Below are 25,961 nucleotides of genomic sequence, written 5' to 3' on the forward strand. Positions count from 1 at the left end.
CTTCCTTATTACTAATCTTTGGCGCTTCCGCTTGTTAGCGAAAACAAATAATTTTATCTCTACTTATGAGTAGTAGTTTCTTATAAATCCGAGCGTTTTTTCACACTCGTCGCGGTTACCTACACTGATACGTACGCAGTTTTCAATAGGCGAGTTACGCAAAATAATGCCGGTATCCCATGCAGCTTTAAAAAGATCGTCGCCATCAGGGAACTTCACCAATAGGTAGTTGCCCCACCCCTCGAACACTTCCAAACCTGGAATCATCGACAAACCCACCTGCAAATAGGCACGGTTTGCATTTAAATCAAGCACTTGAAACTTGGCTCGTGCCAACCCTGACTCAGATAATGCTTGAGTTGCAATTTCGGCAACCGGAACGGGTACTGGGTATGGTGCAATAACCTTAAGAAGTACATTAATCAGTTCTTCGTTCGCAAGCGTAAAACCACAACGTAACCCCGCAAGAGCAAAAGCTTTCGACAGAGTGCGCAAAATCGCCAAATTTGGGAACTGTTCAAGCAAGTCTACTGTTGACGCTTCAGGACAAAAATCGATGTACGCTTCATCCATCACCACGATAGCGCGGTCTTTGGTCATCTCAAGTAACGAAACAATATCTTCACGCTTAACCAAGTTACCCGTTGGGTTGTTTGGCGAACACACAAAAACCAATTTGACGTTATCTAGGTTGGCTTCAATACCAGCAAGGTCAAGCTGCCAATCCGAGGTTAACGGGACGGTTTTACGCTCGACACCAATGGTTTCTGAACTGATAGCGTACATACCGTAGGTTGGTGGACAATATAAAATCGCATCTTCACCTGGCTCACAGAATGCACGAATCAAAAGCTCTATACCTTCATCTGCACCTCGAGAGGTCAGCGTTTGTTCTGGCTTAACACCAGCGTAGGCAGCATAGGCTGAAATCAGTTCTTTAGGCTGGCATTCGCTGTAACGATTAAGCCTGGCAAAATCGGTCTTATATTCATTGTTGAATGGTGATTCATTAGCATTCAACCATACATCACCAGTACCACCGATACGACGAGCTGACAAATATGGGGTAAGTTTTTGGACTTGTTTACGCGCTAGCTTTTCCATCTCATTGTCCTCTTACTTCGCAGCCAGTTTTTCGACACGGCTTAACTTTTCTGTACGAATAGTCACGGCACGTTTGTGAGCATCTAGGCCTTCAGCTTCAGCCATCGTCACAACCGTTGGAGCTAAACCTTTGAGGCCTTCAGCAGACAGTTCTTGAACCGTCATACGTTTAGAAAAGTCCGCTAGCCCTAAGCTTGAGTATGTACGCGTGTAACCGTATGTAGGAAGAACGTGGTTAGTACCCGACGCATAGTCTCCTGCTGATTCCGGGGACCAGTCACCTAGGAAGATGGAACCTGCATTATCTAATAGAGGTAGAAGCTCGCGTGGGTTTTTAGTCTGAACAATTAAGTGCTCTGGACCGTAGTAATTTGAGATTGAAACTGACTGAGTCAGTGATTCCGCAATAATGATTAAACTAGATGCCAATGCTTTTTCCGCAATATCGGCACGCGACAGCTCTTTTAGCTGACGTTGTACCGCGTCTGTCACTTGATCGGCAATCACTGGAGATGGAGTCACCAAAACAACTTGAGAATCAGGGCCGTGCTCTGCTTGACTTAAAAGGTCGGCAGCAATGAAATCCGGATCGGCGGTATCATCGGCAATCACTAACACTTCTGATGGGCCTGCAGGCATGTCAATCGCTGCACCTCGGAAATCATTGCTCACTTGGCGCTTAGCTTCGGTCACATACGCATTACCTGGGCCAAAGATCTTATCGACTTTCGATACAGTTTCAGTTCCGTAAGCCATTGCTGCCACAGCCTGGCCACCGCCAACATTGTACACTTCATCGATATTACAAAGCTTAGCGACGTAAAGAATTTCGTCGGCGATAGGCGGTGGTGAACACAATACAACTTTTCGGCAACCTGCAATCTGAGCCGGCACACCTAACATCAGTACGGTTGATGGCAGGGGTGCACTGCCACCTGGAATATACAAACCCACGGTATTAATTGGACGCGTAACTTGCTCACAAACAACACCAGGTTGAGTTTCTACTCTGAGAGGCTCAGGGCGCTGAGCCTTGTGAAATTTGGCGATGTTAGAGTACGCTTGCTCAAGTGCGTTTTTCATCTTTTCTGATAGACGCCCGGCAGCCTCATCGATTTCTTGTGCAGAGACACGAATAGATTCAGGTTTAACGCGATCAAACTTTTCTGTCAGCTCTGTTAATGCCTTATCACCTTCACTACGCACCTTGGCTATAACATCGGACACTGCCGCTGTAATGTTTGCGCCTTCACTGATCGCAGGTCGCTCCAGTACAGAGTCTTGCTGAGATTCACTTAATGACTGCCATACAACCGTTCTCATGTTGTTACCCCATCATTTTCTCAATTGGAAGTACTAGAATTGAGCTTGCACCCAACTCTTTCAGCTGTTCCATCGTTTCCCAGAACAAGTTTTCTGTACTAACAAGATGTACGGCTACTTTCTCCTTATCAGAAGAAAGAGGCAAAACGGTTGGATCTTCTGCACCTGGCAGTAACGCCTTCACTTGTTCAAGCTTGGCAACAGGAGCATGTAACATGATGTACTTCGACTCTTTCGCTTGCTGAACGCCTTGCATACGAGTGAGTAACTTTTCAATTAACGCAAGTTTGTCTTCATCAAACTCGCCAACACGTTGAATCAAGGTCGCCTTAGACTGGAAAATAACTTCGGCTTCTTTCAGCCCATTTGCTTCTAAAGTCGCACCTGTCGAAACAAGGTCTGCAATCGCATCAGCTAGGCCCGCTCTTGGAGCCACTTCTACAGAGCCTGTCAGCATACAAGTGCTAAACGGTACGCCCTGCTCATCCATGTAAGCTTTAAGCAATTGAGGGTAAGTCGTTGCGATACGCTTTCCGGCCAAATCTTGCGGGCCGTTATACTCTTCATCTTTGTCAATGGCGATGGACAAACGGCAACCACCAAAATCTAAGCGACGAAGTGAAACAAATTCATAAGGCTCACCTAGTGCTTTACGGTCATAGCGAACTTCTTCAAGCTCATTTTCGCCAATAAAGCCCAAATCAACGACTCCGTCCATGATGAGGCCTGGAATGTCATCATCACGAACAAGCAATAAATCAATTGGCATATTTAGTGAGTGAACCACTAGGCGCTCACCCATGATGTTAAATTTAACACCACATTTTTTGAGTAGGTCTTGGCACTCTTTACTCAAGCGACCTTTCTTTTGGATTGCGATTCTTAGGCGTTGTGATTGCATTGCTGTATCCCTGTGCAAGAAGTTGAATTTATTAAATTTTACTGAATCAAAAACTAAAAAACCCTCGGGAGCTTTTGGTCTCCCGAGGGTTTAAAATCTTGTTTTCTATGATTTTATCTCCGGGAGTTTTCTGCCTCCCGGGTATGCGCGTATCTCCCCGAAAGACTAGATAGGGTGATGATGGTGATGAATGTTCATTACAAAATTGCGCATACTTATCAGCTCTTAGTTATGTTGCTGTCTTGATATCCACACTAACTAAGCTTGATTTTATTTGCAACCTTTAATTAGCACTTTTTTAATTTTATTTGTTTGAAACAAAAAAGGAGGCCGAAGCCTCCTTTATGACAGTTTTATTTCCTGCGCTTAAGCGCTCTGGCAATTTGCCATTTTTGATTTCGACATAATCGAAAGTACAAAACAAACCAATACAAATGTTGCAGCAGCGGCAGCAAAAGACATAGCAATAGAGGTAGTCATGCCAAGAACAATAAATCCAATACAAGAGACTAACGCCACTGAAAGTGCATATGGGAGCTGAGTCGCAACGTGGTCAATATGGTTACAACGCGCCCCTGTAGAAGAAAGAATCGTTGTATCAGAAATTGGTGAACAGTGGTCCCCAAATACAGCGCCTGCCAGTACAGCACTCAACATAGGTAGCATCAGTGCTACATCGGTTGCACCAGCCATATCACCAGCGATTGGTAACATGATACCAAACGTACCCCATGACGTACCGGTTGAGAAAGCCATTAGGCCCGACAACAAGAATAAGATGACTGGTAGCCAATGAACGTCAATGTTGCCTTGAGCTAAGGTAGACAAGTAAGAACCCGTCTTCATATCACCAATGACTGAACCAATTGTCCAAGCAAATACTAGGATCAGAATTGCACCAAACATTGATTTTGCACCAATCCAAAGCGTACGGGTAATTTCCACCATTGGGATACCCTGCTTAAGAACGGTGAACAGTGCAACCGCAAGGCCAAGCAAACTACCATAGATAAGAGACATGCCTACATCGGTGTTTTCGAATGCACCAAGCAACGCAAATTCTTTACCGTCGGCTGCCAATGCTTGTCCACCGGTGTAGAGCATGGCTGCTACTGTTGCTACGATAAGCGTTACGATAGGAAGTACTAAATCAAGCACATTGCCTTTCTCACTTTCTCGAATATCCAACTCTTCGTTTAAGTCATGAGCTTCCTGTGTATCGTTCTCTTTATCTTTATCGAAACCACGGCCTTGAGAAGCTGCAATTTCATGATCACGCATTTTACCAATATCTAAACCGAACCATGCCACTGCAAATACCATTAGTAGAGCAAACACAGCGTAGAAGTTCATTGGGATTAGTCGAACATAAGCACCAAGAGCTGAATACTCTGTAATGCCGTGAGAGACCAAAATGCCACCGATAATAGTAATGATGTAAGCACCCCAACTAGAAGCCGGCATAATCACACACATCGGCGCCGCCGTTGAGTCTAGGATGTAAGCTAGTTTAGCGCGAGAAACATAGAATCGATCAGTTACCGGACGCGAGATAGCGCCTACTGCTAGACTGTTGAAGTAATCATCAACAAAGATGAAAACCCCAAGGAACGCTGCGAGTAACTTCGAGCCGCGTTTACTTTTCACACGAGATTGAGCCCATTCAGCAAACGCGCGAGTACCACCAGACAATGTCAGTAATGCAGTCGTCATTCCTAATAAAATAAGGAAACCTACAATGCTCATGTTCCAAGTATTAATACCACCGTCTTCAATAAAGACGCTTGAAACGGTTGCCCCAACATAACCTAGTGCATTACCGATAGAGTAATCGGCAAGCAAAACTGCCCCCAGGAGAATACCAACCCCAAGAGATACTAAAACACGACGAGTAATGATTGCTAAGCTAAGCGCGACAATTGGCGGCAATAGCGACAGCGGAGATGATGCGAAATCAATTAAATTCATGATCTTCAAAAACCAGTAAGTAATGGCTAGAGATCTACTGCAGACAAATTACGTGAAGTCATTTCAACGCAATTAATGTTGAACTTAGCGAAAGGGAAGCGAACACTTCACCCAACCCTACAGTAGCGCTCCATAGTTTAACAAATTATAGACTATGGCAGTGTTGTACCTATTTGATACAACCCCAGCAGGTGGCGTTGATATACCAGTCTACTTCGGCGATAACACCCTTTCACAACAATTCATAGGCATCACCCCAATTGTTGCTACTGATTTGTATCGCTCCTCTACCGCGCAACATACAATCAACTATTGAAAAGTCAATTTAACAATTAATTAACTGCACTTACGCATAAGGTGGCGCCATTGTACTTACACAGGTCACCAATGCAACATATCATTCCATTTTTAGTGATATTTTATTTTTGGCCGATTCTGCCACATCTACTCCTGTGGGAAATCTAATGCTACAAATAGCATAACTAGGATTAATACCTAGTGAGACACTTTAGTCGTGTATGGGTAGCTTCGATAAAATTCTCTCATATCTGGTTACTTATTCGATTAAATATGAAGCAAGTTTAATTTAACCCAAATATTAAAAACTATTCGAACGAAATAATATTGTATTCTTAGTAGTCGCAGTTTAATATTATTCGGTCGACTCTTTTAAATTCATAGGAATAGTCATGTCGGATCTATCTAAAACTTTATTAAACATTCGTAGCCTACGTGCTTTTGCTCGTGAATTAACTTTAGAGCAACTAGAAGAAGCATTAGACAAACTAACCATCGTTGTTCAAGAACGCCAAGAAGCTGAAGCAGAAGAACGCGCAGCGAAAGCAGAGCAAGAAGCGAAGCTAGCGGCAATTGCAGATCAAATCGCTAAAGATGGTATTGATGTAGAAGCACTTATTTCAGCACTTTCTGGTGAAACAAAAGCGAAAGGCACAAAAACAAAACGTGCTCCTCGCCCGGCTAAATACAAATATGTAGATGGCGAAGGTAACGAAAAAACCTGGACAGGCCAAGGTCGTACACCTTCAGCTATCCAAGCGCAGCTTGACGCAGGTAAATCTCTAGAAGATTTTGCGATTTAATAGCGAATTCGTTAAATAAAAAAGGCTCCTTTCGGGAGCCTTTTTTATTATTACTAATTAGTCATGTTGTCCACTTATTACATGAGGAGCTTAGCGTTCCCAATATGACTCTTCTAGGCTATCTTCTCGTTCAGGTAAACCTCGAGACAAACGCGGAGAGTGTTGAACTAATACTTCGTAACTGGCTCTATTTGAATACTTACAAACTTGTGAGAATGAAGAGTAAGTTAAGAATGTATGAGCGTGTTTGCTCGAATTCGGTACATTCTCTTTATGGTATTTATTTGCTGCCATATCATGCAAAAGAGCTGACAATGCAGCATCACCAGCACCGTTGGTATTCTTTATTTTTTCTGGGCCGCCCATATAAGGTGCAATATGTGAATATACCTTGATTGGTTGTTCACATGCAGACTTTGACGCCGGACGACTGAACTCAAAACGGTTAAATTCAGCAATAGAGCCCGGTAAGAGAGGTAACGAAGTTTCCCTTTTTGCGGCATCTTCAGTATAGCCCGCCATGAACAGTCCAACAGGACCTGCGGTACACAATACCAAGTCAACCCATTCTAACGCTTTATCCGATGCAGCTAGAGGATCGGATTCCCCAGTTAACGCTTCAGCTTCGTCTTCATTCATAGCTACCACAGTGACATGGTCGCGTAAAAACTCTTGCCAGAACGTCGGATCATCTTGAATTACGAATTTCGTTCCTAATGTAAGTACAACAGGCACGTCATTTTGTTTTGCATATTCTATTGCTTTCATCGTCGCTTCAGGCATTGGGTCGCCTTCTTTACAACGAACTAAATATGCTGTTAATACTAACGCAGAAGCATTTTTAAAGATTTTCTCAGGAATACTTTCTGGATGAAGTTTATTCATTTGGCCTTCACTGATCGCGAAAGTTCTTTCTCCATCTTCGGTAATCAAGGCAAAACAACGGCCAATTGCTCCTTCAACACCCTGTAGATAATTCAAATCCATTCGGCTCGATGTATTACATAAATAACGGTAACCGTAGCTGCCAATCTTAATATCTTGGCTCATCACTCCTAAAAGAGTCGAACGATCATCGGCAAGCACAGAGTAGTTGTGCAAAGTATTGCCAATCGTGCCACCCGCAAATTCATTGGTAATAAGTTTTTGATCTTTGAGTTCGTTATAGAGAGACTCTGCCGCTTCATCATCAATAACCAACGAGTGACCTTTACTTAGATTATATTTCTCAATTAAATCAGTCGTCACTTTTGCTTCAATATCAACCAGAGTTTGATCAATACCGATAATATGCGTGCTGGACATTTTTTTACTTTCTTGAGCTTGGCTCACTAAAGGGTCACGAGCGTGTACTGGAAAGTAGTGCTTAGATTTACGTTGGCCTGGAAATTTCATAGCAATGATTCTAAGTATGGAAGTGAAGGATGCAGGATTCTACCGCGCACTTGTGTGCGCGGCAATACAGTGAATTATAGCAAACGTTTGCAACATTCAATTAACGGATGAGTTCTATTCCCCTTCCATAAAACTCAAATCTGGTAGCATATCTAAGTGCTCAGAATAACGTTTTAAATTAAATTCAGAGTCGTTTTTCATTACATCGAAAATCTCAATCGCAACAGCACACGCCATCATAGCAACCGCTTCATCGCGTGGGGTTCCTGTCATCATCAAACGCATTAAAGTTTCTTTCGCTTTGATCGGGTTACCATCTTCCAATTGATTCTCAACCACTTCAATCAACTCGGCTTCCTGCATAAATTCATTTTGTTCAGACATAATTTTCTCTTAGGCTTGTTTTCGCGAAACTATGCCATATATACGCAGGGAATACATCTGAAGAAATAGTAAGAGCGGCGCGTTAATACACTGTCCAACCACCGCCACTTAAGTGGGCAATTTGTAGTCAAATCGAATTGTGATTTAGATCGCGGATCTGTCCCCTACTCGCTATTTCTGTTAGAATCTGCGTCCAGTTATTTTGAGTGGTGTTTAGTAATGTCTGACAACAGCCAGAAAAAAGTCATTGTCGGTATGTCCGGCGGTGTTGATTCCTCCGTTTCCGCTTATCTTCTGCAACAACAGGGCTACCAAGTTGAAGGCCTGTTCATGAAGAATTGGGAAGAAGACGACAACGAAGAGTATTGTACTGCAGCGGAAGATTTAGCAGATGCACAGGCTGTGTGCGACAAACTAGGCATTCACCTGCACACCATCAACTTTGCTGCAGAGTATTGGGATAACGTATTTGAGTATTTCTTAGCGGAATACAAAGCTGGCCGTACGCCAAACCCTGATATTCTGTGTAACAAAGAAATCAAATTCAAAGCGTTTTTAGAGTTTGCCGACGAAGTACTCGATGCCGACTACATTGCTATGGGCCATTACGTACGCCGCTCTTTCCCAGAAAATGGCGATAAACCGCAGATGCTTCGTGGTTTAGATGGTAATAAAGATCAAAGTTACTTCCTGTACACATTGAGCCACGAGCAAGTTGCACGCAGCTTATTCCCAGTAGGTGAGTTGGAAAAGCCAGAAGTTCGTCGAATCGCTGAAGAACAGGGCTTAATCACTGCCAAGAAAAAAGACTCTACCGGAATTTGTTTCATTGGCGAACGTAAGTTCACTGACTTCCTAGGGCGCTACCTACCTGCTCAACCAGGCAATATTGAAACCCCAGAAGGTAAAGTCATTGGTACACACAATGGCTTGATGTACCACACCCTAGGTCAGCGAAAGGGCTTGCACATTGGTGGCCAAAAAGGCGGTGGTGGTAATGAAGACCCATGGTTCGTTGGTGACAAAGATCTCAAACGCAACGTGCTTATCGCAGTACAAGGCAAAGATCACCCAATGCTTAAATCTCAAGGGCTTATCGCTTCTCAGTTACACTGGGTAGATCGCGACGTTATTAATCAACCATTACAATGCACTGTGAAAACTCGCTACCGTCAAACAGATATCCCGTGTACTATCATCCCTATTGACGATGAAAACATTAAAGTTATCTTTGATGAACCTCAAGTCGCGGTAACACCAGGGCAATCTGCAGTTTTCTACCTAGGCGAAGTTTGCTTAGGTGGCGGCATTATAGAACAGCGCATTTAACTAATTAAAATAAGGAGTAAGACTACGTGGCTAATACACTTTATGATCGTACTATCGCTTTTGCAGGGATCTGCCAAGCTGTTGCTTTAGTTCAACAAGTAGCGAAGAACGGTGAATGTGATACTGACGCGCTTACAACTTCTTTGAATGCCATACTCAACACAAACCCGAACAGTACACTAAACGTATTTGGACGTGAGGCCGACCTGAAAATTGGTCTTGAGTGTTTAGTGAAAGGCATTGACAGCACTCCGACAGGAAGTGAGATTACTCGCTACATCATCAGCTTGATGGCGCTTGAGCGCAAACTAAGCAGCAGAAACGACGCTATGTCTCAACTTGGTGATCGTGTCCAAATGTTAGAGCGCCAACTAGAGCATTTTGATTTGCTAGACGAACAGATGGTTAGCAATCTTGCGAGTGTGTACCTAGACGTAATTAGCCCTATCGGGCCAAGAATCCAAGTCACAGGTACGCCAGAAGTGCTTCAACATACAACAAACCAACACAAAGTAAGAGCTTTGCTGCTGTCTGGGATCCGAAGCGCCGTTCTATGGCGTCAAGTAGGGGGCAAACGACGCCACCTCATTTTCGGACGTAAGAAGATGGTTGAACAAGCTCAAATCTTGTTGGCCAGAATGTAATACTCAGCTCGCGCATAGTCGCGAGCTGATTTTTTATCCGCCAAGACTTTTTATTTACCAAAACAAACTCAACGCAAACGTTTGCGCAATCTTCGTGACAATTGCCGTTGATATTGGTATAAAGCTCACCAAATTAAGTTAAGAACCTCAATTCAGGAGAAAACCATGGAACTGTCAGCATTGACTGCTGTTTCACCAGTAGACGGCCGTTACGGAAGTAAAACCACTGCATTACGTAGTATCTTTAGTGAGTTTGGCCTACTAAAGTACCGCTCTATCGTTGAAATTCGTTGGTTGCAAAAACTTGCTGCTACCGATGCGATTAAAGAAGTACCAGCATTCAGTGCAGAAGCAAACCAGTTCCTAGATGAACTTGCAGCAAACTTCTCTGAAGAAGATGCAGCACGTATCAAAGAGATCGAACGTACAACCAACCACGATGTTAAAGCGGTTGAGTACTTCCTTAAAGAGAAAGTCGCTGGTGTACCTGAGTTGCATGCTGTAAACGAATTCATTCACTTTGCTTGTACTTCAGAAGACATCAACAACACTTCTCACGCTCTAATGCTGAAAGAAGCTCGTGACGAAGTGATTCTTCCTGAAATCCAAAACATCATCGATGCTATCAAAGCGCTTGCTGTTGAATACCGCGACATCCCTCTTCTATCTCGTACACACGGTCAGCCAGCATCTCCATCTACAATGGGTAAAGAAATGGCGAACGTGGCGTACCGTATGGAGCGTCAATACAAGCAAATCGCTAACGTCAAAATTCTAGGTAAGATCAATGGTGCTGTAGGTAACTACAATGCTCACCTTTCTGCTTACCCAGAAGTTGATTGGCACCAATTCTCTGAAGAGTTCATCACTGAATCTCTTGGCGTAACTTGGAACCCATACACGACTCAAATCGAACCACACGATTACATCGCTGAACTGTTCGATGCAGTTGCACGTTTCAACACTATCTTAATCGATTTCGACCGTGACGTATGGGGCTACATCGCTCTAGGTCACTTCAAGCAGAAGACTATTGCTGGTGAGATCGGTTCTTCAACGATGCCACACAAAGTGAACCCAATCGACTTTGAAAACTCGGAAGGTAACCTTGGCTTAGCGAATGCAGTATTCGGCCACCTAGCGCAGAAACTACCAATCTCTCGCTGGCAGCGCGACCTAACGGACTCGACAGTTCTACGTAACCTAGGTGTTGGTGTTGGCTACGCAATCATCGCATACACTTCAACTTTGAAAGGTATTAGCAAACTAGAAGTGAACCGTGAAGCACTTCTTGCGGAACTAGACCAAAACTGGGAAGTTCTTGCAGAGCCAGTACAAACTGTGATGCGCCGCTACGGCATCGAAAAGCCTTACGAGAAGCTAAAAGAGCTCACTCGTGGTAAGCGTGTTGATGGTGAAGCGATGCGTAACTTCATCGACGGCCTTGATCTTCCAGAACACGAGAAAGCACGCCTAAAAGAAATGACTCCAGCTAACTACATCGGTCAAGCAATCGAGCTAACTGACAAGCTGTAAGTTTCGAATAAGATGATTAAAAAAGGCTTCCAAAATGGAAGCCTTTTTTGTACCCCTAGAACGATCTATCTGGATAATACGGCCAACAGTCAGCTCAGCTCAATAACTCAACGGCCAAGCCAGCCAAAATCGGCCTCTGCAAATTCAAACAAGTAATAAAAAAGGCCTCCTAATGGAAGCCTTTTAATAAATCACTGTACTAGCAATTACATGTTACGTAGAGACGCAATGCGCTTATCTAGCGGTGGATGGCTCATTAGAAGCTCACTCAGAGAGCGTTTACCATTGATACCAAACGCCATCATAGAACCCTCTAGTTGCGGTTCATGACTCACTTTTAAGCGCTCAAGTGCCGCTATCATCTTCTCTTTACCAACTAGGCGAGCAGCTCCAGCATCCGCATGGAATTCGCGATGACGACTGTACCACATCGTGATAAAGCTGGCTAAGAAACCAAACACCAATTCAAGCACCATAGAAACACCGAAGTAAACCATCATGTTACTTCCACCCTCACCCTCTTCATTGTTGTTATTTGAGGCAACAATGTTGGCAATAAAGCGAGATAGGAAGATAACGAAAGTATTTACTACACCCTGCATAAGAGTCATGGTAACCATGTCACCATTCGCAATATGGCTCACTTCATGGGCCAGAACGGCTTCCGCTTCGTCTCGGGTCATGTTGTGTAAAAGACCTGTAGACACTGCAACTAAGGAATCGTCTCTTTTTGCACCCGTTGCGAATGCGTTGATATCTGCTGCGTCATAAATCGCAACCGTTGGCATACCGATGCCTGCCTGTTGCGCTTGGCGGCCGACAGTTTCTAGAAGCCAGTGCTCCGTTTCATTACGTGGACTTTCGATCACCATACCACCCACTGAGCGAAGAGCCATGCTCTTTGACATCATCAGCGATATGAATGAACCACCGAAACCAAAGACGGCAGCCATTAATAGAATTCCAGACGTGCTTCCGCCGCCTAGCTGAATTCCAAATACAGCACTCACAATATTCAAAACAACACTTAGCACTAAAATCACGGCCAAGTTAGTTGCTAAGAACAACATTACTCGCTTCATTACCTGTCTCCAATAGCAAGCTTTTAATTATCCCCTTCCAACATTCAGTTGTTAGGGACTGTTAGTTATAGATATAGTTTAAATGCAAATAAAACAAGGTTAAGTGTTAAATTGAAACATTTGTTTTCTGGTAAGATTTTGGAATCAGCACCACACGTTAGACTTTAGTCTTATTGAGGTCGAAAGGTAAAGAGACTACATTGCGGTGAGAACAAAACGAGCTCCATGTAACCAAAGGGACTGACCATGGCAGAGACTAGCAACTATCAAATGGCTATTGATTTACTTTGCTGTCATCTTGGAATCTCAGAAGATGAAGCAAAACAACAACTTGGAATAAAGCAGCCACAACAGGCGCAACAACAAATCAGTGATACTCAACAAGCACTGATGGGCTTAACCCAAGAAAAATAACTACAAAAAAGGGCTGCAACAGCAGCCCTTTTTCATTTTTTCTCTATCGTTAACTCATCAATGGAGCTAAATCGATATATTTACCAAGATCTTTTCTCTTCACTCTAGGCACGTATGGAATTTCACCTAACTTAGGTGCATCCATCTTGTCTTCAAGCATTTCAATGATCTCAGCATAGTGCTCTGTACCAGGGTTAACTCGGTTGGCGACCCAACCTACAAGGTTAAGTCCGTCGGCTTTAATAATTTCAGCCGTTAACATCGCATGACTCAGACAACCCAATTTAATCCCAACGACTAGTACAACTGGAAGTTGTTCTTGCTTGACCCAAGTGGATAAGCAGTCAGTATCGGAAACAGGTACACGCCACCCACCTGCGCCTTCAACCAGAACGACATCGGCGTTCTGTTTATGCAGCATAAGCTTTTCGCTCAATACCCCATACTCGATAGATACGTTTTCATGCTTTGCAGCAATATGAGGAGAAGCAGGTAGCTCCAACGTGTAAGGATTTATATCTTTATAATCACACTCAACATTTGCGGCTTGTTGTAAATGCAACGCATCTGAGTTGCGCATTCCCAGTTCAGTGCTTTCACTACCCGCTGCAACCGGCTTATAGCCAATTGTTTTTAACCCTTGTGCAGCCAACGCTTGAAGAATAGCCTTCGAAGCGACTGTTTTGCCTACATCGGTATCCGTACCAGCAATAAAAAATGAGTCGATCATAGATTGATGGCCCCAAAACATACCTGATAAGTAGCAGGCAGTTTATTCTGTTGATTCTTGTATACTTGGTACGCACGCTCGACTTGAATAAGCGATCGACGACTCGTCAGACCATGTGAGCGACCACTTACGTGGTTAGCACCTATGCCTTTGAGATCACGCATGACAGAAAATGCAGTGTCGTACCAAACTGTGATAGGGGTCAAGTTTAGGTGATGATTGGTGCAGTGAGATTGCGCTAGCGCAATTTTTACCTGATTGGATGTCATAAAATCGTTAACATGTTGATATGAGTCAACTTCACGCCACGCTTGCTTAAGCTCATTCAGCGAGCCATCAAGTAATGTGGAGAATACTCCTCTACCTTTCGGTTTAACGATCCGCTTTATCTCAGCTAACGGCACCGCCAGATCGGTACACCATTGCAATGCCAAGCTTGAGAACACAAAGTCCACGCTATTATCCGCCAAAGGTAAGCACTCCGCATCGGCTAGCACATATTGAACTTTCTCGCTCCCACAGCGCTGATTAGCTTGTTCTAGCATCTGACTTGAAAGGTCAATACATATCACTTCAGCACCTTTCGCCAACAACTGCTCACTGAAGTAGCCGGTTCCACAGCCAAGGTCGACAACGGTTGTACCGCTCAGGTCTTCAGGCAATAGTGTCAGCAACCTATGCCCAACATCGCGTTGAAAGGCAGCATGCTGATCGTATCCCGCAGCTGCTTTTCCAAAAGTCTCAGCAATAAGGCGTTTATCCGTTTGCGTATCAAACAATTCTGTTACTACTTGAACCATTTAGTACCCTTTATTGATATTTTCGAGTATCGCATCCGACAAGTTCACGACTTGCTCCTTCGTGTGGTTGGCAGTCAAAGTTACTCTCAATCGTGCACTATTTGTCGCAACAGTTGGCGGCCTGATAGCAGCAACCCAAAGTCCTGAAGCTTTTAGGTAGTTAGAAAAGGTGAGCACTCGCTCACTGTCGCCTAATATAAAAGGTTTGATTGGTGTTGTTGTATCTACAAAACCGTTAACTTGACTCAGCTTGCTTTGGTATACACCCTGCAACTCTGCTAGTTTTTCTCTGCGCCAATTCTGCGTTTGAATCATTCCAATGGCATGAGTTAGAGCGTAAGCCTGAGAGGGCGGAATCGCGGTCGAGTATACGTGGTGCTTTGCAAACTGCGTTAAGTAATCCCCACACTCCTGACTACAAAGGATCGCAGCCCCCGACAAACCAAATGCCTTGCCAAAAGTCACCACCAATATTTCAGGGCGAATTCCAGCCTCATCACAACTACCTCGACCGTCTGAGCCCAACACTCCGATCCCATGAGCATCATCGACCGCCAACCATGCTCTATCGAGACAAGCGCTTTGGATATCCACTAACGGCGCAGTGTCTCCATCCATGCTGAACACACCTTCGGTCATGACGAGCGTATTTGAAGCCTTACCCAAGAAACTCGACAGATGTTGAACATCATTGTGGCGAAAACGCTTCATATCAGCGGCAGACAACAATCCAGCTTCCATCAAAGATGCATGGTTTAATTTGTCTTGAACGAGCAAATCACCCTTTTCTAAGAGACCAAAGATTAACGCCTGATTAGCTGAAAATCCTGAGCTAAACAGTATTGCCCTTTCAAAACCAAGCCAATCACACAATGCACTTTCAAGATCTGCATGGGCCGAGCTATAACCTGTAACTAACGGTGATGCGCCACTGCCACAGCCGTATAAGCTAAGTCCATGCTGCCAAGCTTCCAGCAGCTGTTTATCTCGTGCCAAACCAAGATAGTCGTTGCTAGAAAAATTAACATATCGGCTCCCTTCGAACTCGATACATGCTTCGTCAAGCGAAGTCAGTACCTTTGATTCTCTAGAGAGATCATGCTGACGCCGATATTCTAGTGCGCCAGCAATCCGCTCATTAAATGCTGGCTTCATAAAATAGGTCGTCTTTGCCCGGTCTTGCCGCAACACGCTCAACGACACGATCTAAGAGGTCATTTTCTTGAATTTCATCTGGCTTCTGAACAACTTGTTGACTATTGATGCCTAATTTTTTGAACAATTGCATGTCGCTGTCTTCGTCCGGGTTTGGAGTCGTAAGTAGCTTACATCCATAGAAGATTGAATTAGCTCCAGCCATAAAGCAAAGTGCTTGCATTTGCTCATTCATATTCTCACGACCAGCAGAAAGGCGCACAGCTGACTTAGGCATCATAATGCGCGCAATCGCAATCAAGCGGATAAAGTCGAATGGATCAACATCGTCAACTTCTTCAAGTGGAGTACCTTTCACTTTAACCAGCATGTTAATAGGCACACTCTCTGGGTGGGTCGGCAGATTCGCCAGTTCTACGAATAACCCAGCTCGGTCATTCGCACTCTCACCCATTCCAATAATTCCACCTGAACAGATTTTCATACCTGCATCTCGCACATGAGATAATGTATCTAAGCGGTCTTGGTAGGTGCGTGTTGTAATGATATTGCCGTAGAATTCAGGGGAGGTATCGAGATTGTGGTTATAGTAGTCAAGACCAGCATCCGCTAACTCTTTCGCTTGCTCTGGGTTAAGCATACCCAGAGTCATACACGTCTCTAGCCCCATACCTTTTACCCCTTTAATCATTTGGGTTAAATGTGGCATGTCACGCTCTTTCGGGTTTTTCCATGCAGCGCCCATACAAAAACGCGTTGAACCTGAATTTTTTGCCTTCTGCGCCGCATCGAGTACACGCTCAACCTCCATTAAACGTTCTTTATCTACATCAGTACGATAATGAGCACTTTGTGGGCAGTATTTGCAGTCTTCCGGACACGCACCTGTTTTAATCGACAACAGCGTGCTGACTTGTACGTGGTTATGAGGTTGATGTGAGCGATGAACAAGCTGCGCTTCAAACAGTAGATCCATGAACGGCTTTTGCATCAGTGTTTGTACTTCTGCATGTGTCCAGTTGTGACGTACTTCCACAAGGCTTCCTTATTTAATTATTTGTTAATTGCTTGGCTAGTGTAACGACAACAGATACACTGTCAACAAATTGAGATTCAACAAGTTTACACTTGGTTATTTTTTAATCTACAGGTTAAATCATTCATGGACTTAGAATTCGACCAGCAGCACGTTTGGCACCCGTACACCTCTACAATCTCTCCGTTAACATGCTACCCCGTTTCATCTGCAAAAGGAGTACATATAGAACTTGAAGATGGCCGACAGTTGATTGATGGAATGTCTTCCTGGTGGTCTGCAATTCACGGCTACAATCATCCGACTCTTAATGAAGCGGCTCACGCGCAGATTGACCGCATGTCGCATGTCATGTTTGGTGGTATAACACACCAACCGGCCATCGATTTATGTAAGTCGTTAGTTGAAATGACTCCAAAAGGGCTTGAGCAAGTTTTTCTCGCTGATTCAGGATCGGTAGCTGTTGAAGTCAGTTTAAAGATGGCGCTGCAATACTGGCACGCAAAAGGTGAAAAGCGCTCTAAATTTCTAACCTTAAGAGATGGTTATCATGGCGATACCTTCGCTGCCATGTCAGTGACCGACCCCGACAACTCGATGCATTCCCTATATAAAGGTTTCTTACCTGAACACATCTTTGCCACCTCCCCTAATACGGGGTTCTGGGACAATTGGAACCCAGAGGATATTGAAGATTTGGAGCACAAACTCGAGCATAACCATAAGGAGGTTGCCGCGGTTATCCTTGAGCCGATCGTGCAAGGTGCAGGAGGGATGCGTATTTATCACCCGGAGTATCTAAAACGTGTACGTAAGCTCTGTGACCAATATGGCCTATTGCTGATTCTCGATGAAATAGCGACCGGATTCGGGCGGACGGGAAAACTGTTTGCTTGCGAGCACGCTGAAGTCGTGCCGGATATTCTCTGCGTCGGCAAAGCCTTAACAGGCGGATACATGACCCTATCGGCAACCATAACGACCAAACATGTCGCGGACACTGTATGCAGTGGAGAAGCGGGTTGCTTTATGCATGGGCCAACGTTTATGGGAAACCCACTTGCGTGTGCAGTTGCTTCGGCAAGCATGTCACTACTTAAGCAAGGCAATTGGAAATCTCAAACACACAATATTGAATCAAGCTTTGCCAGATTGCTGCCAGCTTTACTTCAAAACGAAAGAGTAAGGGACGTGAGGTGGTTAGGTGCGATAGGTGTGGTAGAGACCAAACAGCCGGTTAATATGGAAGCAATACAAAAACGGTTTGTTGAACAAGGGGTTTGGATACGACCATTCGGTAAACTTATTTATATGATGCCTCCCTTCATTAGTGAGGCTCACCATATCAAGCGACTGATTGATGCGATTGCACAGGTTATAAGCGAAGACGATTGTTTTTTAGATTAGTTTATGGTTTTTGACATCCAACAATTAAAACAAAAGCCGTGTCGACTGACACGGCTTTGCTTTGCAAATGACACTTTGAAAATTTATTCTTGATCAATCATCCATTTACGGAATTCTTTTTGCTCAGCTTTAGTCGCTTTCTTATACCAAGCTTTAAGCTGTTCTACTGTCTGAGGTTCGACAGCCTTAGGTTGCTCTACAACATTCTTTTCAACTTGCGTCGCCGAAGTTTGTGTAACTTCTTTCTCTGCTGATGCACTGGTCGCGACGACTGCTGCACTTGCCGTTGTCGCAGTCACCAGTTTGCCATCGACAAATGTAATACCACGTTCGCTGTTATAGTCTTCGACAATGCCGTCCATCCCCATGAATGGAAGTAGACCTTTTTTGCTCGAAAGTTTGTCCAGATCATAAGCTAACGCATTGCCATCCTGAGACAAGCGCCATTCAGGGTTGTTAGAGCGAAATGCTTTTTCTGCCTCAGCTTTACTTCTGGCTACAGGGTGGTTCAATTTTATTTCTTCACCAGAAACATCAAACGTCAAGACAAAGGGTTCCGATGTATATACAGAGCTGCTGCTTCCTCGCCCTAAATCTTTGTCCATACGAACAATAACTTGATTCATGCCCGGATCGATGTTGTTCTTGCCAATTTTTGATTCAGCTTCTTGACCATTAATATAAAGGACAGAAACCCCTTTAGCGGGAACTAGTGTTGCTGCATTAATAGAGAATGCGACCATCATTGTCGACAGTGAAAGGATTTTGATTAACTTCACAGGGCTTAACTCCTTGATAATTATACGCTAGTGAACCTTTACTAGCTCGATAGATACTATAATTCACATCAAACGAGACAACAATGCTCGTCAAGTTATATTCAAAAAAACAAAGCCACCCTGAAGGGTGGCTTTGTTAGGATATAAATCAATTAAGATTTAATTAGAAGCTAGCTTTAACACCTAGTGCAACGCCTACTTCGCTGTTGTCAGCATCATCGCCACCTACTTCAGCGTAAGCTGTAGTGTTAGGAGCTAGAGCATAACCAGCATTTAGGAACCAGTTGTCTGATTCTAGAGCATCAACGTCGCTTGAACCGAAGCTGTAACCAGCAGCGATAGTAACTGAATCGATTGTGTAATCAGCAGCTAGGCCAACAGTGCTTGAATCAACTTCAGAACCAGTTGCTTTAACTTTAACGTTAGTTGCGTAGTAACCTAGTTCTAGGTTTAGGTTCTCAACACCAGCGTAACGAGCTTCTAGAGCAAGAATTTGTTCTTCTTGAGGAACAGTAGCTAGAGTTAGGTCGCCGTCACCGTAGTAACCAGTGAAGTCGAAGTCAGCAACACGAGCACCTAGTTTAAGGTCAAAGTAAGAACCATCTGTACCGATGTTAGTTGAGTTGTTGTGGTCTTGTGCGATAGACACTGTACCGTAGAAAGTACCTTTGTCTACGTCGTAACGAATCATTTCGTCTTCACAGAATGTGCTGTCGTTGTTGAAGAAAGAGCTAATACCAAATTGGAAGTCAGAACCAACACCAGCATCATCTAGAGCACCACAAGTACGACCTACTTTAATAGAACCGATAGACTGAGAGTATAGAGCTACGTATGTGTCACCAACATCTGCGCTAGAACCTTGACCGCTAGTTACAGTACCGCTTGCGCCGTCAAATTCCCAGTAACCACCGAATTGTAGATCGTCGTTGATTGCGTAACGAACGTCAAAACCGAAGTCTGCGTCTTGAATTTCTTGTTGGAACTCAGCGTCTTTGTCGAAACCTTTTACGTATACAACTTCGATATCACCAGCTAGATCAACTGTAACACCTTCATTGTTGTAAATTTCGATTGCTTGAGCAGAACCTGCTGCCGCCATAACACCTAGAGCTACTAGAGTCTTTTTCATAATAATCCACTGCCTTTTCTATAGAATGGGAATTCCTTATCCGGTTCCCTTTATGTTTTTTGACCATGACTCAAACTCTTAACTGGTTGGATGTCATCGCCTGTAATTCGGGTTCTAGATTGCAAAAGATCCTCCCACCTGTCAAATAAACTAAAAAATTATTATCAAAAAACATAAAAGCCATTAATAACAATAAGTTGCAGTGATTTGCGTATTTTTTTCGAGCAACTTCTTAGCTTTGCCCGATGTATACCCCAAGTCATCACCCACCCAAAGAGTAGTTTTAAATTCCAATTTCAAACTAAAATAGTCACTATCACAGAATATTAAACTTAACATTCATACAACTCGAAGTTATATATAATTCATTACCTAAATTTATTCTAAGTTCATGATGGTTCAGTTTTTTTTGTGAAGGAGATCTAGATTTGTTTTAAAAGCATTCAATTTCGTGAACTAAGTATCCCATAGCAATATGTGCTACTATCCGGGGGTCGTTAAGTAGGTCACAGTATGTCAACCAGTAAAATCCAGCAATCCATTCGCCACAGCTATCAAAACCTTCAATCACAGTTAGAAAACTTTGTACCTCGTCGAGCTCAGAATTACCTTGTTGCTGAGATCGCCAAGACACTCTGTGGCGACTATCACAAATCTAATCGCATTCTGGTGGCCGAAGCCGGTACTGGGATCGGTAAATCGTTGTCTTATTTGATGGCCACTATTCCCGTGGCAGTATGGAATAATCGTAAGGTTGTAATTTCTACCGCTACCGTTGCGCTACAAGAACAACTAATAAATAAAGACCTTCCATTGTTTCGTCGACTAACTGATAGAGAGTTTTCTTTTATTCTTGCAAAAGGTAGACAACGGTATTGCTGCGCCGAAAAGCTGGCATCAGCAAGTGGCGTTGATGGTGGTCAACTGGCGATGTTTGAGTCAAAGCCGAAAGCAAAGGACATCGAGTTACTCGGGAGACTCTATACCGCTTTGTCCCAAGGTAAATGGGATGGTGACAGGGATTCTTGGCCAAAACCAATCAAAGATGAATTGTGGCAACACATCGTTAGCGACAAACATACCTGTAATCTCAGTATGCCCGCTCATAGAGACTGCCCTTTTCAGAAAGCCCGATCAGAGCTAGACAAAGCTGATGTCATTATCGCAAACCACAGTTTAGTGATGTCCGACGCTGACTTAGGCGGGGGCGTTATTCTTCCAGAACCCGAAAACACAATTTACGTTTTTGACGAGGCCCATCACCTACCAAAAGTTGCACGTGACCACTCCTCGGCGGCCGCCAGTCTAAAAGGTGCTGCAAGTTGGTTGGAGCGGTTGAACCAAGCTGTGAGCAAGTTTTCTTCCCTCGCAGATGAAAAGCGGGTCAGTCGCTTTCGAAATGAACTACAGGATGCTATCCAGTTTCTCATACCCACTCTAGGTGCTCTCGCAACGCGTTTTGAGCCAAGCCAATTTGAAGAAAAGCGCTATCGTTTCGAGAATGGTGAACTCCCCGAATGGCTAGAAGCCGAATCTCAGGAGCTTAAGAAAGCTGCGAATAAAGCAAACACAGCAGTCGCGAAGATCGCAGATTTAATCGCCGAACGCGTGAAAGATGGAGAGTTAGCAAATCGGCTAGCGGAGCCGGCACTTGCTGAACTGGGCTTCTATATACAACGGATGGAGAACCTTGCCCAAGTATGGCAGTTGATGGCCGAGCCGATTCGAGATAAAGGAGCTCCGCTCGCTAGGTGGCTAGAAGTGAGCCCAGATCGAGAAGACGACTACATTGTTAATGTCTCACCACTAGAAGTAGGCTGGCAGCTAGACCAGCAACTTTGGAGCAGGTGTATTGGCGCGGTCTTGGTGTCTGCAACCATGAGAGCGCTAAACTCTTTCTCTTTCTTTTGTCATCAAGCTGGCATTAGTGAAAAACCGGAAAAAGGAACGCGCTTTCTAGCGTTGGCCTCACCGTTCGACTATCAAAATCAGGCCGAACTTTACGTGCCAACAATGAAGTATGAGCCTCAAGCTCCTCAGTTTACTGAATATCTTATTGAAAGATTGCCTAAGCTAATAGAAGACAAGAAAGCCAACCTTGTTTTATTCTCCTCTTACTGGCAAATGAACCAAGTTGCCGAAGCATTGGCAACCAATTTTGCTAAAAGAGGCTGGGCTCTTCAGGTTCAAAGTGATAGCTCAAGGTCAGAAATTCTAAATAAACATAAAACGCTCGTACAATGTCAGAAAACCAGTGTGCTATTTGGTACTGGTAGCTTTTCAGAAGGCTTAGATTTACCAGGTGAGCTACTGGAAAACTTAATTATTACCAAGATTCCTTTCGCTGTTCCAACGTCACCTGTAGAGCAGGCTCATGCGGAATATATAGAACAGAGGGGTGGGAACCCTTTCTTACAAATCAGTGTACCTGAAGCGAGTAAAAAGCTGATCCAATCGGTTGGCCGTTTGCTGCGCAAAGAACGAGATTCTGGTAGAGTCATCATCCTTGATCGCCGGATAGTCACCAAGCGGTATGGAAAGTCGTTACTCGATTCACTACCACCGTTTAAAAGAACAATCGAATATTAGGAAATTTCCCTAGAACTCGTTCTCCGTAGTATCCGGTGAGTGAATAAATAGAAGAATAATGTATGGAATTTATCGAACCAACCATGTTGGTTGCGTTGGCACTTGTTGCATTCACTGCTGGGTTTATAGACGCAGTGGCCGGAGGGGGGGGAATGTTAACAGTCCCAGCTCTCTTATCAATCGGCTTACCACCTCATATCGCGCTGGGGACGAATAAGCTTGCCGCTACTTTTGCGTCATCAACGGCAGCATTTACTTACTACAAGAAAAAGCTCTTTAAACCCGAGTGCTGGGGAAGAGCTTTTGTTGCGACATTAATCGGCGCGACAATCGGGACACTAGTAGTCGATGCAATCAGTACAGAGTGGCTCGAGAAAGTGCTGCCATTAGTCATTTTGGCGGCCGCTATCTATACCATCTGGCATAAAACACCGAATGCAAATAACAATGCCACACCTCAGCCCTGCCCCACCCTACACAAAAAGCAATACGTGCAGGGTTTTACGCTTGGTTTTTATGATGGTGTAGCCGGGCCAGGCACCGGCGCTTTCTGGACGGTAAGCTCCATGGCGCTATATCGCTTAAATATACTGCTCGCTTCAGGGTTAGCGAAGGCGATGAATTTCACCAGCAATTTCACATCATTGGTCACCTTTGCCATATTAGGACACATCGATTGGGTATTGGGACTCACCATGGGTGTATGCTTAATGGCAGGTGCTTTTGTCGGCGCCCATTCAGCCATTCGCTTTGGTGCTAAGTTTATCCGTCCTGTGTTTGTAACCGTAGTAAGCGTATTAGCAATTAAGCTCGCTTATGAAGCTTGGTTTGTGAATCTATGAGTAAATTATCGCAATTAAAACCAATATTGGCTCAGCTCGCTGTAGACGCAGCCAATCTCGACCGAGCCCGCGGCGAGCACCACCAGCCTCTGTTTGATGAGCGCTTGTTCCATGCGCACTGTAAATTACTAGTACCGTGTGTGAAAGAAGCTCAATCTACATTCGACACGATTCTTCGAGAAGAACAAGCGAATAAACTTACGCAGCAACGGGCTGAGTTTCTTTCAGAGCGGTTGCTAGCACAGATCTCTGCCATTCAACGAGAATTGTCGACTCAATCTATCCGCAAAAACGAACCCAAGCACTCTTCTTACTATCGAAAGCCTATCAACGCCTTGTATCAAGAGCTCGCGCAGCACCAAGAGTGGGAAACACGGCTTAAAGATATGGTTCGTGAAAAAGAATTCGCTGTATCCCAAGCCTCTTCTTTTCAGCAACAGCAAGCTCAACAAGCACTGATTGCAACTGAGCAGCGGCTAAAGCGCTGCCAAGAAGCCAAACTCAAAATCGAAAACCAAATTACCTATCGAGAGAAGAACCAATAACATGGCCGACCAAGCTAAATCACCACTCGATGACGCGCCCGAAGAAATCAAACTGGCCGTCGACCTCATCTATTTACTTGAATCGAATGAAATCGAGCCTTCCATAGCGCTAAAAGCCATTGAGATCGTCAAATCAGATTTAGAACAAAAGCTATCCGCTACAGAGTAATACCATGGATCAACTAACCGACTATCAGCTAACTTTCTCCCTAGACGAGTTTCTATCCTTATATTGGCAGAAAAAGCCCACCATCATTAAACAGGGTTTTAAAGACTTTAAAGATCCTATTTCTGCCGAAGAATTGGCTGGTTTAACCATGGAAGAGGAAATAGACACTCGCTTCGTTTCTAACTTGAATGACGACTGGTGCGCCGAACACGGGCCTTTTGACGAGACTAAGTTTTCAACTTTAAATGACTCTCACTGGCAGTTTATCGTTCAAGCAGCAAATCACTGGCACCAAGGTGCAGCGCAACTTGTCAAACCATTCAAGCAGTTACCGCAATGGCTGTTTGATGATTTGATGATCAGCTATTCTGTACAAGGTGGGGGGGTTGGCCCTCATATCGATCAATATGATGTATTCATCATTCAAGGAAGTGGGCGTAGACACTGGCGTGTTGGTGCAAAAGATATCGGTCAGTATAAAGAAACTTGCCGCTCATCCGCTTTACGCCAAATCGAAGGCTTCGATGCAGTCATTGATGCAATACTAGAGCCCGGTGACATTCTTTATATTCCACCAGGCTACCCTCATGATGGTTACGCACTAGAACCTAGTATGAGTTATTCTGTTGGCTATCGTTCACCAAAAGAACAGGAACTCGTCAGTAATTTCGCCGACTACATCCTTGCTCACGATATGGGCGACGTGCACCTCAGTAACCCTGACCTTAGAGCCCGTCAGCAATTCGGTGAAATACAGCAGCAAGACTTAACGCAACTCACCGAGATGCTCACCTCCGCACTTGAGAGCCCTGAAACTATCAAAGACTTTATGGGCTGTATGCTGAGCCAGTCTCGTCACCAGTTAGATATTGTTGAACCCCAGGAGAAATGGGAAGCTGAAGAAATACAAAATTACTTACAGCAAGGCGGTCCGTTGCACAAAGTGTCAGGCTTACGTGCCCTTTATCATCAGGGGGAAAGTAATATTGCCTACATTAATGGTGAAGTTATTAAGGTCCCGACAACGCAGTGCCACATACTTGAAACTCTGTGTAACCAAGATGAATTTCAGTTGAAAGATTTAGATGGAGAGACTGATGCATCCACAATTTCTCTGCTTTGTAATCTGGTAAATAAAGGTTATTGGTACTTACTCGATTAGAGTACTTACTCGATTAGAGTACTTACTCGATTAAGCTCCAAACCTTTTTCTTACGGTTAGAGCACGAGTTGGAGTGATCTTTTCCCATAACACCACGTATTCCTTGAATGAGAAAGATGTTGGGGAATAGTTATGTCGGACAACGAAAAGCTCAGGGAAATTCATCAAAGGTTACGTACAAAAGCTGAGTGGAGAAAAGCTTTCTCTATATTGGCTTTAATAGCCAGTTCTGCGATATTAACAATTGCATTGATTTGGACGACAGCTTACCTCATCGACTCAGACAAGGCTGTTTACTGGGGCATCACATTCGAACACATAGCCTACACATGGAGTCCGCTGTTACTCATCTTTACCTGTATTCTCCTAGCTCTGTTCAGCATTAAGAGTTACATCCATCAAGAGCGATAAAAAAAGCGAAGAGGAAACTCTTCG

25 protein-coding genes, 1 riboswitch and 1 other annotated feature are annotated in these 25,961 nt (G+C 44.1%); of the genes, 12 read left to right on the forward strand and 13 right to left on the reverse strand.

Going from position 1 to position 25,961, the window contains the following annotated elements; all coding sequences use genetic code 11:
* Window positions 1-63: 63 nt before the first annotated feature.
* The 4 genes from hisC to tet(35) form a co-directional block, all read right to left on the reverse strand.
* Window positions 64-1,104 carry a histidinol-phosphate transaminase gene (gene hisC, locus ACXABW_RS09295; protein ID WP_457522357.1) on the reverse strand — a complete coding sequence of 347 codons (1,041 nt, stop codon included), beginning with the start codon at window positions 1,102-1,104 and terminating at the stop codon, window positions 64-66.
* 12 nt (window positions 1,105-1,116) lie between these two features.
* On the reverse strand, window positions 1,117-2,427 hold the full coding sequence (gene hisD / locus ACXABW_RS09300) for a histidinol dehydrogenase (RefSeq protein WP_252027528.1): 1,311 nt from the start codon (window positions 2,425-2,427) through the stop codon (window positions 1,117-1,119).
* A 4-nt stretch (window positions 2,428-2,431) separates the two neighbouring features.
* Window positions 2,432-3,328 (reverse strand): ATP phosphoribosyltransferase, encoded by an 897-nt coding sequence (hisG, locus tag ACXABW_RS09305; RefSeq protein ID WP_252027529.1) that lies wholly within the window; start codon window positions 3,326-3,328, stop codon window positions 2,432-2,434.
* Window positions 3,329-3,380: 52 nt separating this feature from the next.
* Window positions 3,381-3,518: a sequence feature (His leader region), on the reverse strand.
* A 176-nt stretch (window positions 3,519-3,694) separates the two neighbouring features.
* Window positions 3,695-5,296 carry a tetracycline efflux Na+/H+ antiporter family transporter Tet(35) gene (gene tet(35), locus ACXABW_RS09310; RefSeq protein ID WP_457522359.1) on the reverse strand — a complete coding sequence of 534 codons (1,602 nt, stop codon included), beginning with the start codon at window positions 5,294-5,296 and terminating at the stop codon, window positions 3,695-3,697.
* Window positions 5,297-5,411: 115 nt separating this feature from the next.
* Window positions 5,412-5,594, reverse strand: a riboswitch (Lysine riboswitch).
* 391 nt (window positions 5,595-5,985) lie between these two features.
* Here tet(35) and ACXABW_RS09315 point away from each other — a divergent pair.
* On the forward strand, window positions 5,986-6,396 hold the full coding sequence (locus ACXABW_RS09315) for an H-NS family histone-like protein (RefSeq protein WP_252027531.1): 411 nt from the start codon (window positions 5,986-5,988) through the stop codon (window positions 6,394-6,396).
* A gap of 90 nt (window positions 6,397-6,486) precedes the next feature.
* On the opposite strand, the gene ACXABW_RS09320 is transcribed toward ACXABW_RS09315, so the two are convergent.
* Complete coding sequence (locus ACXABW_RS09320) at window positions 6,487-7,791, reverse strand: inosine/guanosine kinase (protein WP_252027532.1); 1,305 nt, start codon at window positions 7,789-7,791, stop codon at window positions 6,487-6,489.
* A gap of 114 nt (window positions 7,792-7,905) precedes the next feature.
* The gene (locus ACXABW_RS09325) at window positions 7,906-8,175 is read right to left on the reverse strand and encodes a hypothetical protein (RefSeq protein WP_252027533.1); all 270 of its coding nucleotides are present in this window, start codon (window positions 8,173-8,175) and stop codon (window positions 7,906-7,908) included.
* A gap of 219 nt (window positions 8,176-8,394) precedes the next feature.
* Here ACXABW_RS09325 and mnmA point away from each other — a divergent pair, with 219 nt between their 5' ends.
* From mnmA to purB, 3 genes are all read left to right on the forward strand, one after another.
* Complete coding sequence (gene mnmA, locus ACXABW_RS09330; RefSeq protein WP_457522361.1) at window positions 8,395-9,504, forward strand: tRNA 2-thiouridine(34) synthase MnmA; 1,110 nt, start codon at window positions 8,395-8,397, stop codon at window positions 9,502-9,504.
* A 26-nt stretch (window positions 9,505-9,530) separates the two neighbouring features.
* Entirely contained in the window at window positions 9,531-10,148 is a 618-nt protein-coding gene (hflD, locus tag ACXABW_RS09335; protein WP_252027535.1) for a high frequency lysogenization protein HflD, read from the forward strand.
* Between the two features lie 165 nt (window positions 10,149-10,313).
* Entirely contained in the window at window positions 10,314-11,684 is a 1,371-nt protein-coding gene (gene purB, locus ACXABW_RS09340; RefSeq protein ID WP_457522364.1) for an adenylosuccinate lyase, read from the forward strand.
* A gap of 206 nt (window positions 11,685-11,890) precedes the next feature.
* Here the strand turns inward: purB and htpX are convergent, their stop codons facing one another.
* Window positions 11,891-12,766 (reverse strand): protease HtpX, encoded by an 876-nt coding sequence (htpX, locus tag ACXABW_RS09345; RefSeq protein WP_252027537.1) that lies wholly within the window; start codon window positions 12,764-12,766, stop codon window positions 11,891-11,893.
* Between the two features lie 246 nt (window positions 12,767-13,012).
* Here htpX and ACXABW_RS09350 point away from each other — a divergent pair, with 246 nt between their 5' ends.
* Entirely contained in the window at window positions 13,013-13,180 is a 168-nt protein-coding gene (locus ACXABW_RS09350) for a hypothetical protein (RefSeq protein WP_252027538.1), read from the forward strand.
* A gap of 49 nt (window positions 13,181-13,229) precedes the next feature.
* On the opposite strand, the gene bioD is transcribed toward ACXABW_RS09350, so the two are convergent.
* From bioD to bioB, 4 genes are read right to left on the reverse strand one after another with little or no spacing between them, the layout of a single operon-like run.
* Window positions 13,230-13,910 (reverse strand): dethiobiotin synthase, encoded by a 681-nt coding sequence (gene bioD / locus ACXABW_RS09355; RefSeq protein ID WP_457522366.1) that lies wholly within the window; start codon window positions 13,908-13,910, stop codon window positions 13,230-13,232.
* The gene (gene bioC, locus ACXABW_RS09360) at window positions 13,907-14,710 is read right to left on the reverse strand and encodes a malonyl-ACP O-methyltransferase BioC (RefSeq protein WP_457522368.1); all 804 of its coding nucleotides are present in this window, start codon (window positions 14,708-14,710) and stop codon (window positions 13,907-13,909) included. Before bioC ends, bioD begins: the two co-directional genes overlap by 4 nt.
* Entirely contained in the window at window positions 14,711-15,865 is a 1,155-nt protein-coding gene (gene bioF / locus ACXABW_RS09365) for an 8-amino-7-oxononanoate synthase (RefSeq protein WP_457522370.1), read from the reverse strand.
* Entirely contained in the window at window positions 15,849-16,901 is a 1,053-nt protein-coding gene (bioB, locus tag ACXABW_RS09370) for a biotin synthase BioB (protein WP_457522372.1), read from the reverse strand. Before bioB ends, bioF begins: the two co-directional genes overlap by 17 nt.
* Before the next feature lie 126 nt (window positions 16,902-17,027).
* Here bioB and bioA point away from each other — a divergent pair, with 126 nt between their 5' ends.
* Entirely contained in the window at window positions 17,028-18,308 is a 1,281-nt protein-coding gene (bioA, locus tag ACXABW_RS09375; RefSeq protein WP_457522373.1) for an adenosylmethionine--8-amino-7-oxononanoate transaminase, read from the forward strand.
* Between the two features lie 83 nt (window positions 18,309-18,391).
* On the opposite strand, the gene ACXABW_RS09380 is transcribed toward bioA, so the two are convergent.
* A complete protein-coding gene (locus ACXABW_RS09380) occupies window positions 18,392-19,087 on the reverse strand; it encodes a YccT family protein (RefSeq protein ID WP_457522375.1) in 696 nt (231 codons plus the stop codon).
* Between the two features lie 163 nt (window positions 19,088-19,250).
* Window positions 19,251-20,219 (reverse strand): porin, encoded by a 969-nt coding sequence (locus tag ACXABW_RS09385; RefSeq protein WP_252027545.1) that lies wholly within the window; start codon window positions 20,217-20,219, stop codon window positions 19,251-19,253.
* A 513-nt stretch (window positions 20,220-20,732) separates the two neighbouring features.
* Here ACXABW_RS09385 and dinG point away from each other — a divergent pair.
* The 6 genes from dinG (at window position 20,733) to ACXABW_RS09415 (ending at window position 25,937) form a co-directional block, all read left to right on the forward strand.
* Window positions 20,733-22,808 carry an ATP-dependent DNA helicase DinG gene (gene dinG, locus ACXABW_RS09390; protein ID WP_457522376.1) on the forward strand — a complete coding sequence of 692 codons (2,076 nt, stop codon included), beginning with the start codon at window positions 20,733-20,735 and terminating at the stop codon, window positions 22,806-22,808.
* A 62-nt stretch (window positions 22,809-22,870) separates the two neighbouring features.
* Window positions 22,871-23,650: a sulfite exporter TauE/SafE family protein gene (locus tag ACXABW_RS09395; protein WP_252027547.1), complete on the forward strand. Its 780-nt coding sequence runs from the start codon at window positions 22,871-22,873 to the stop codon at window positions 23,648-23,650.
* Window positions 23,647-24,195, forward strand: a complete 549-nt coding sequence (locus ACXABW_RS09400) for a primosomal replication protein (protein ID WP_252027548.1) — start codon at window positions 23,647-23,649, stop codon at window positions 24,193-24,195. Before ACXABW_RS09395 ends, ACXABW_RS09400 begins: the two co-directional genes overlap by 4 nt.
* Before the next feature lies 1 nt (window position 24,196).
* Window positions 24,197-24,364, forward strand: coding sequence for a pleiotropic regulatory protein RsmS (rsmS, locus tag ACXABW_RS09405; RefSeq protein ID WP_252027549.1), 168 nt, complete (start codon window positions 24,197-24,199; stop codon window positions 24,362-24,364).
* Window positions 24,365-24,368: 4 nt separating this feature from the next.
* Entirely contained in the window at window positions 24,369-25,526 is a 1,158-nt protein-coding gene (locus ACXABW_RS09410; protein WP_457522379.1) for a ribosomal protein uL16 3-hydroxylase, read from the forward strand.
* A 132-nt stretch (window positions 25,527-25,658) separates the two neighbouring features.
* Window positions 25,659-25,937 carry a hypothetical protein gene (locus ACXABW_RS09415; RefSeq protein ID WP_457522380.1) on the forward strand — a complete coding sequence of 93 codons (279 nt, stop codon included), beginning with the start codon at window positions 25,659-25,661 and terminating at the stop codon, window positions 25,935-25,937.
* The last annotated feature ends 24 nt before the right edge of the window (window positions 25,938-25,961 follow it).

The organism is Vibrio paucivorans, from assembly GCF_054053395.1.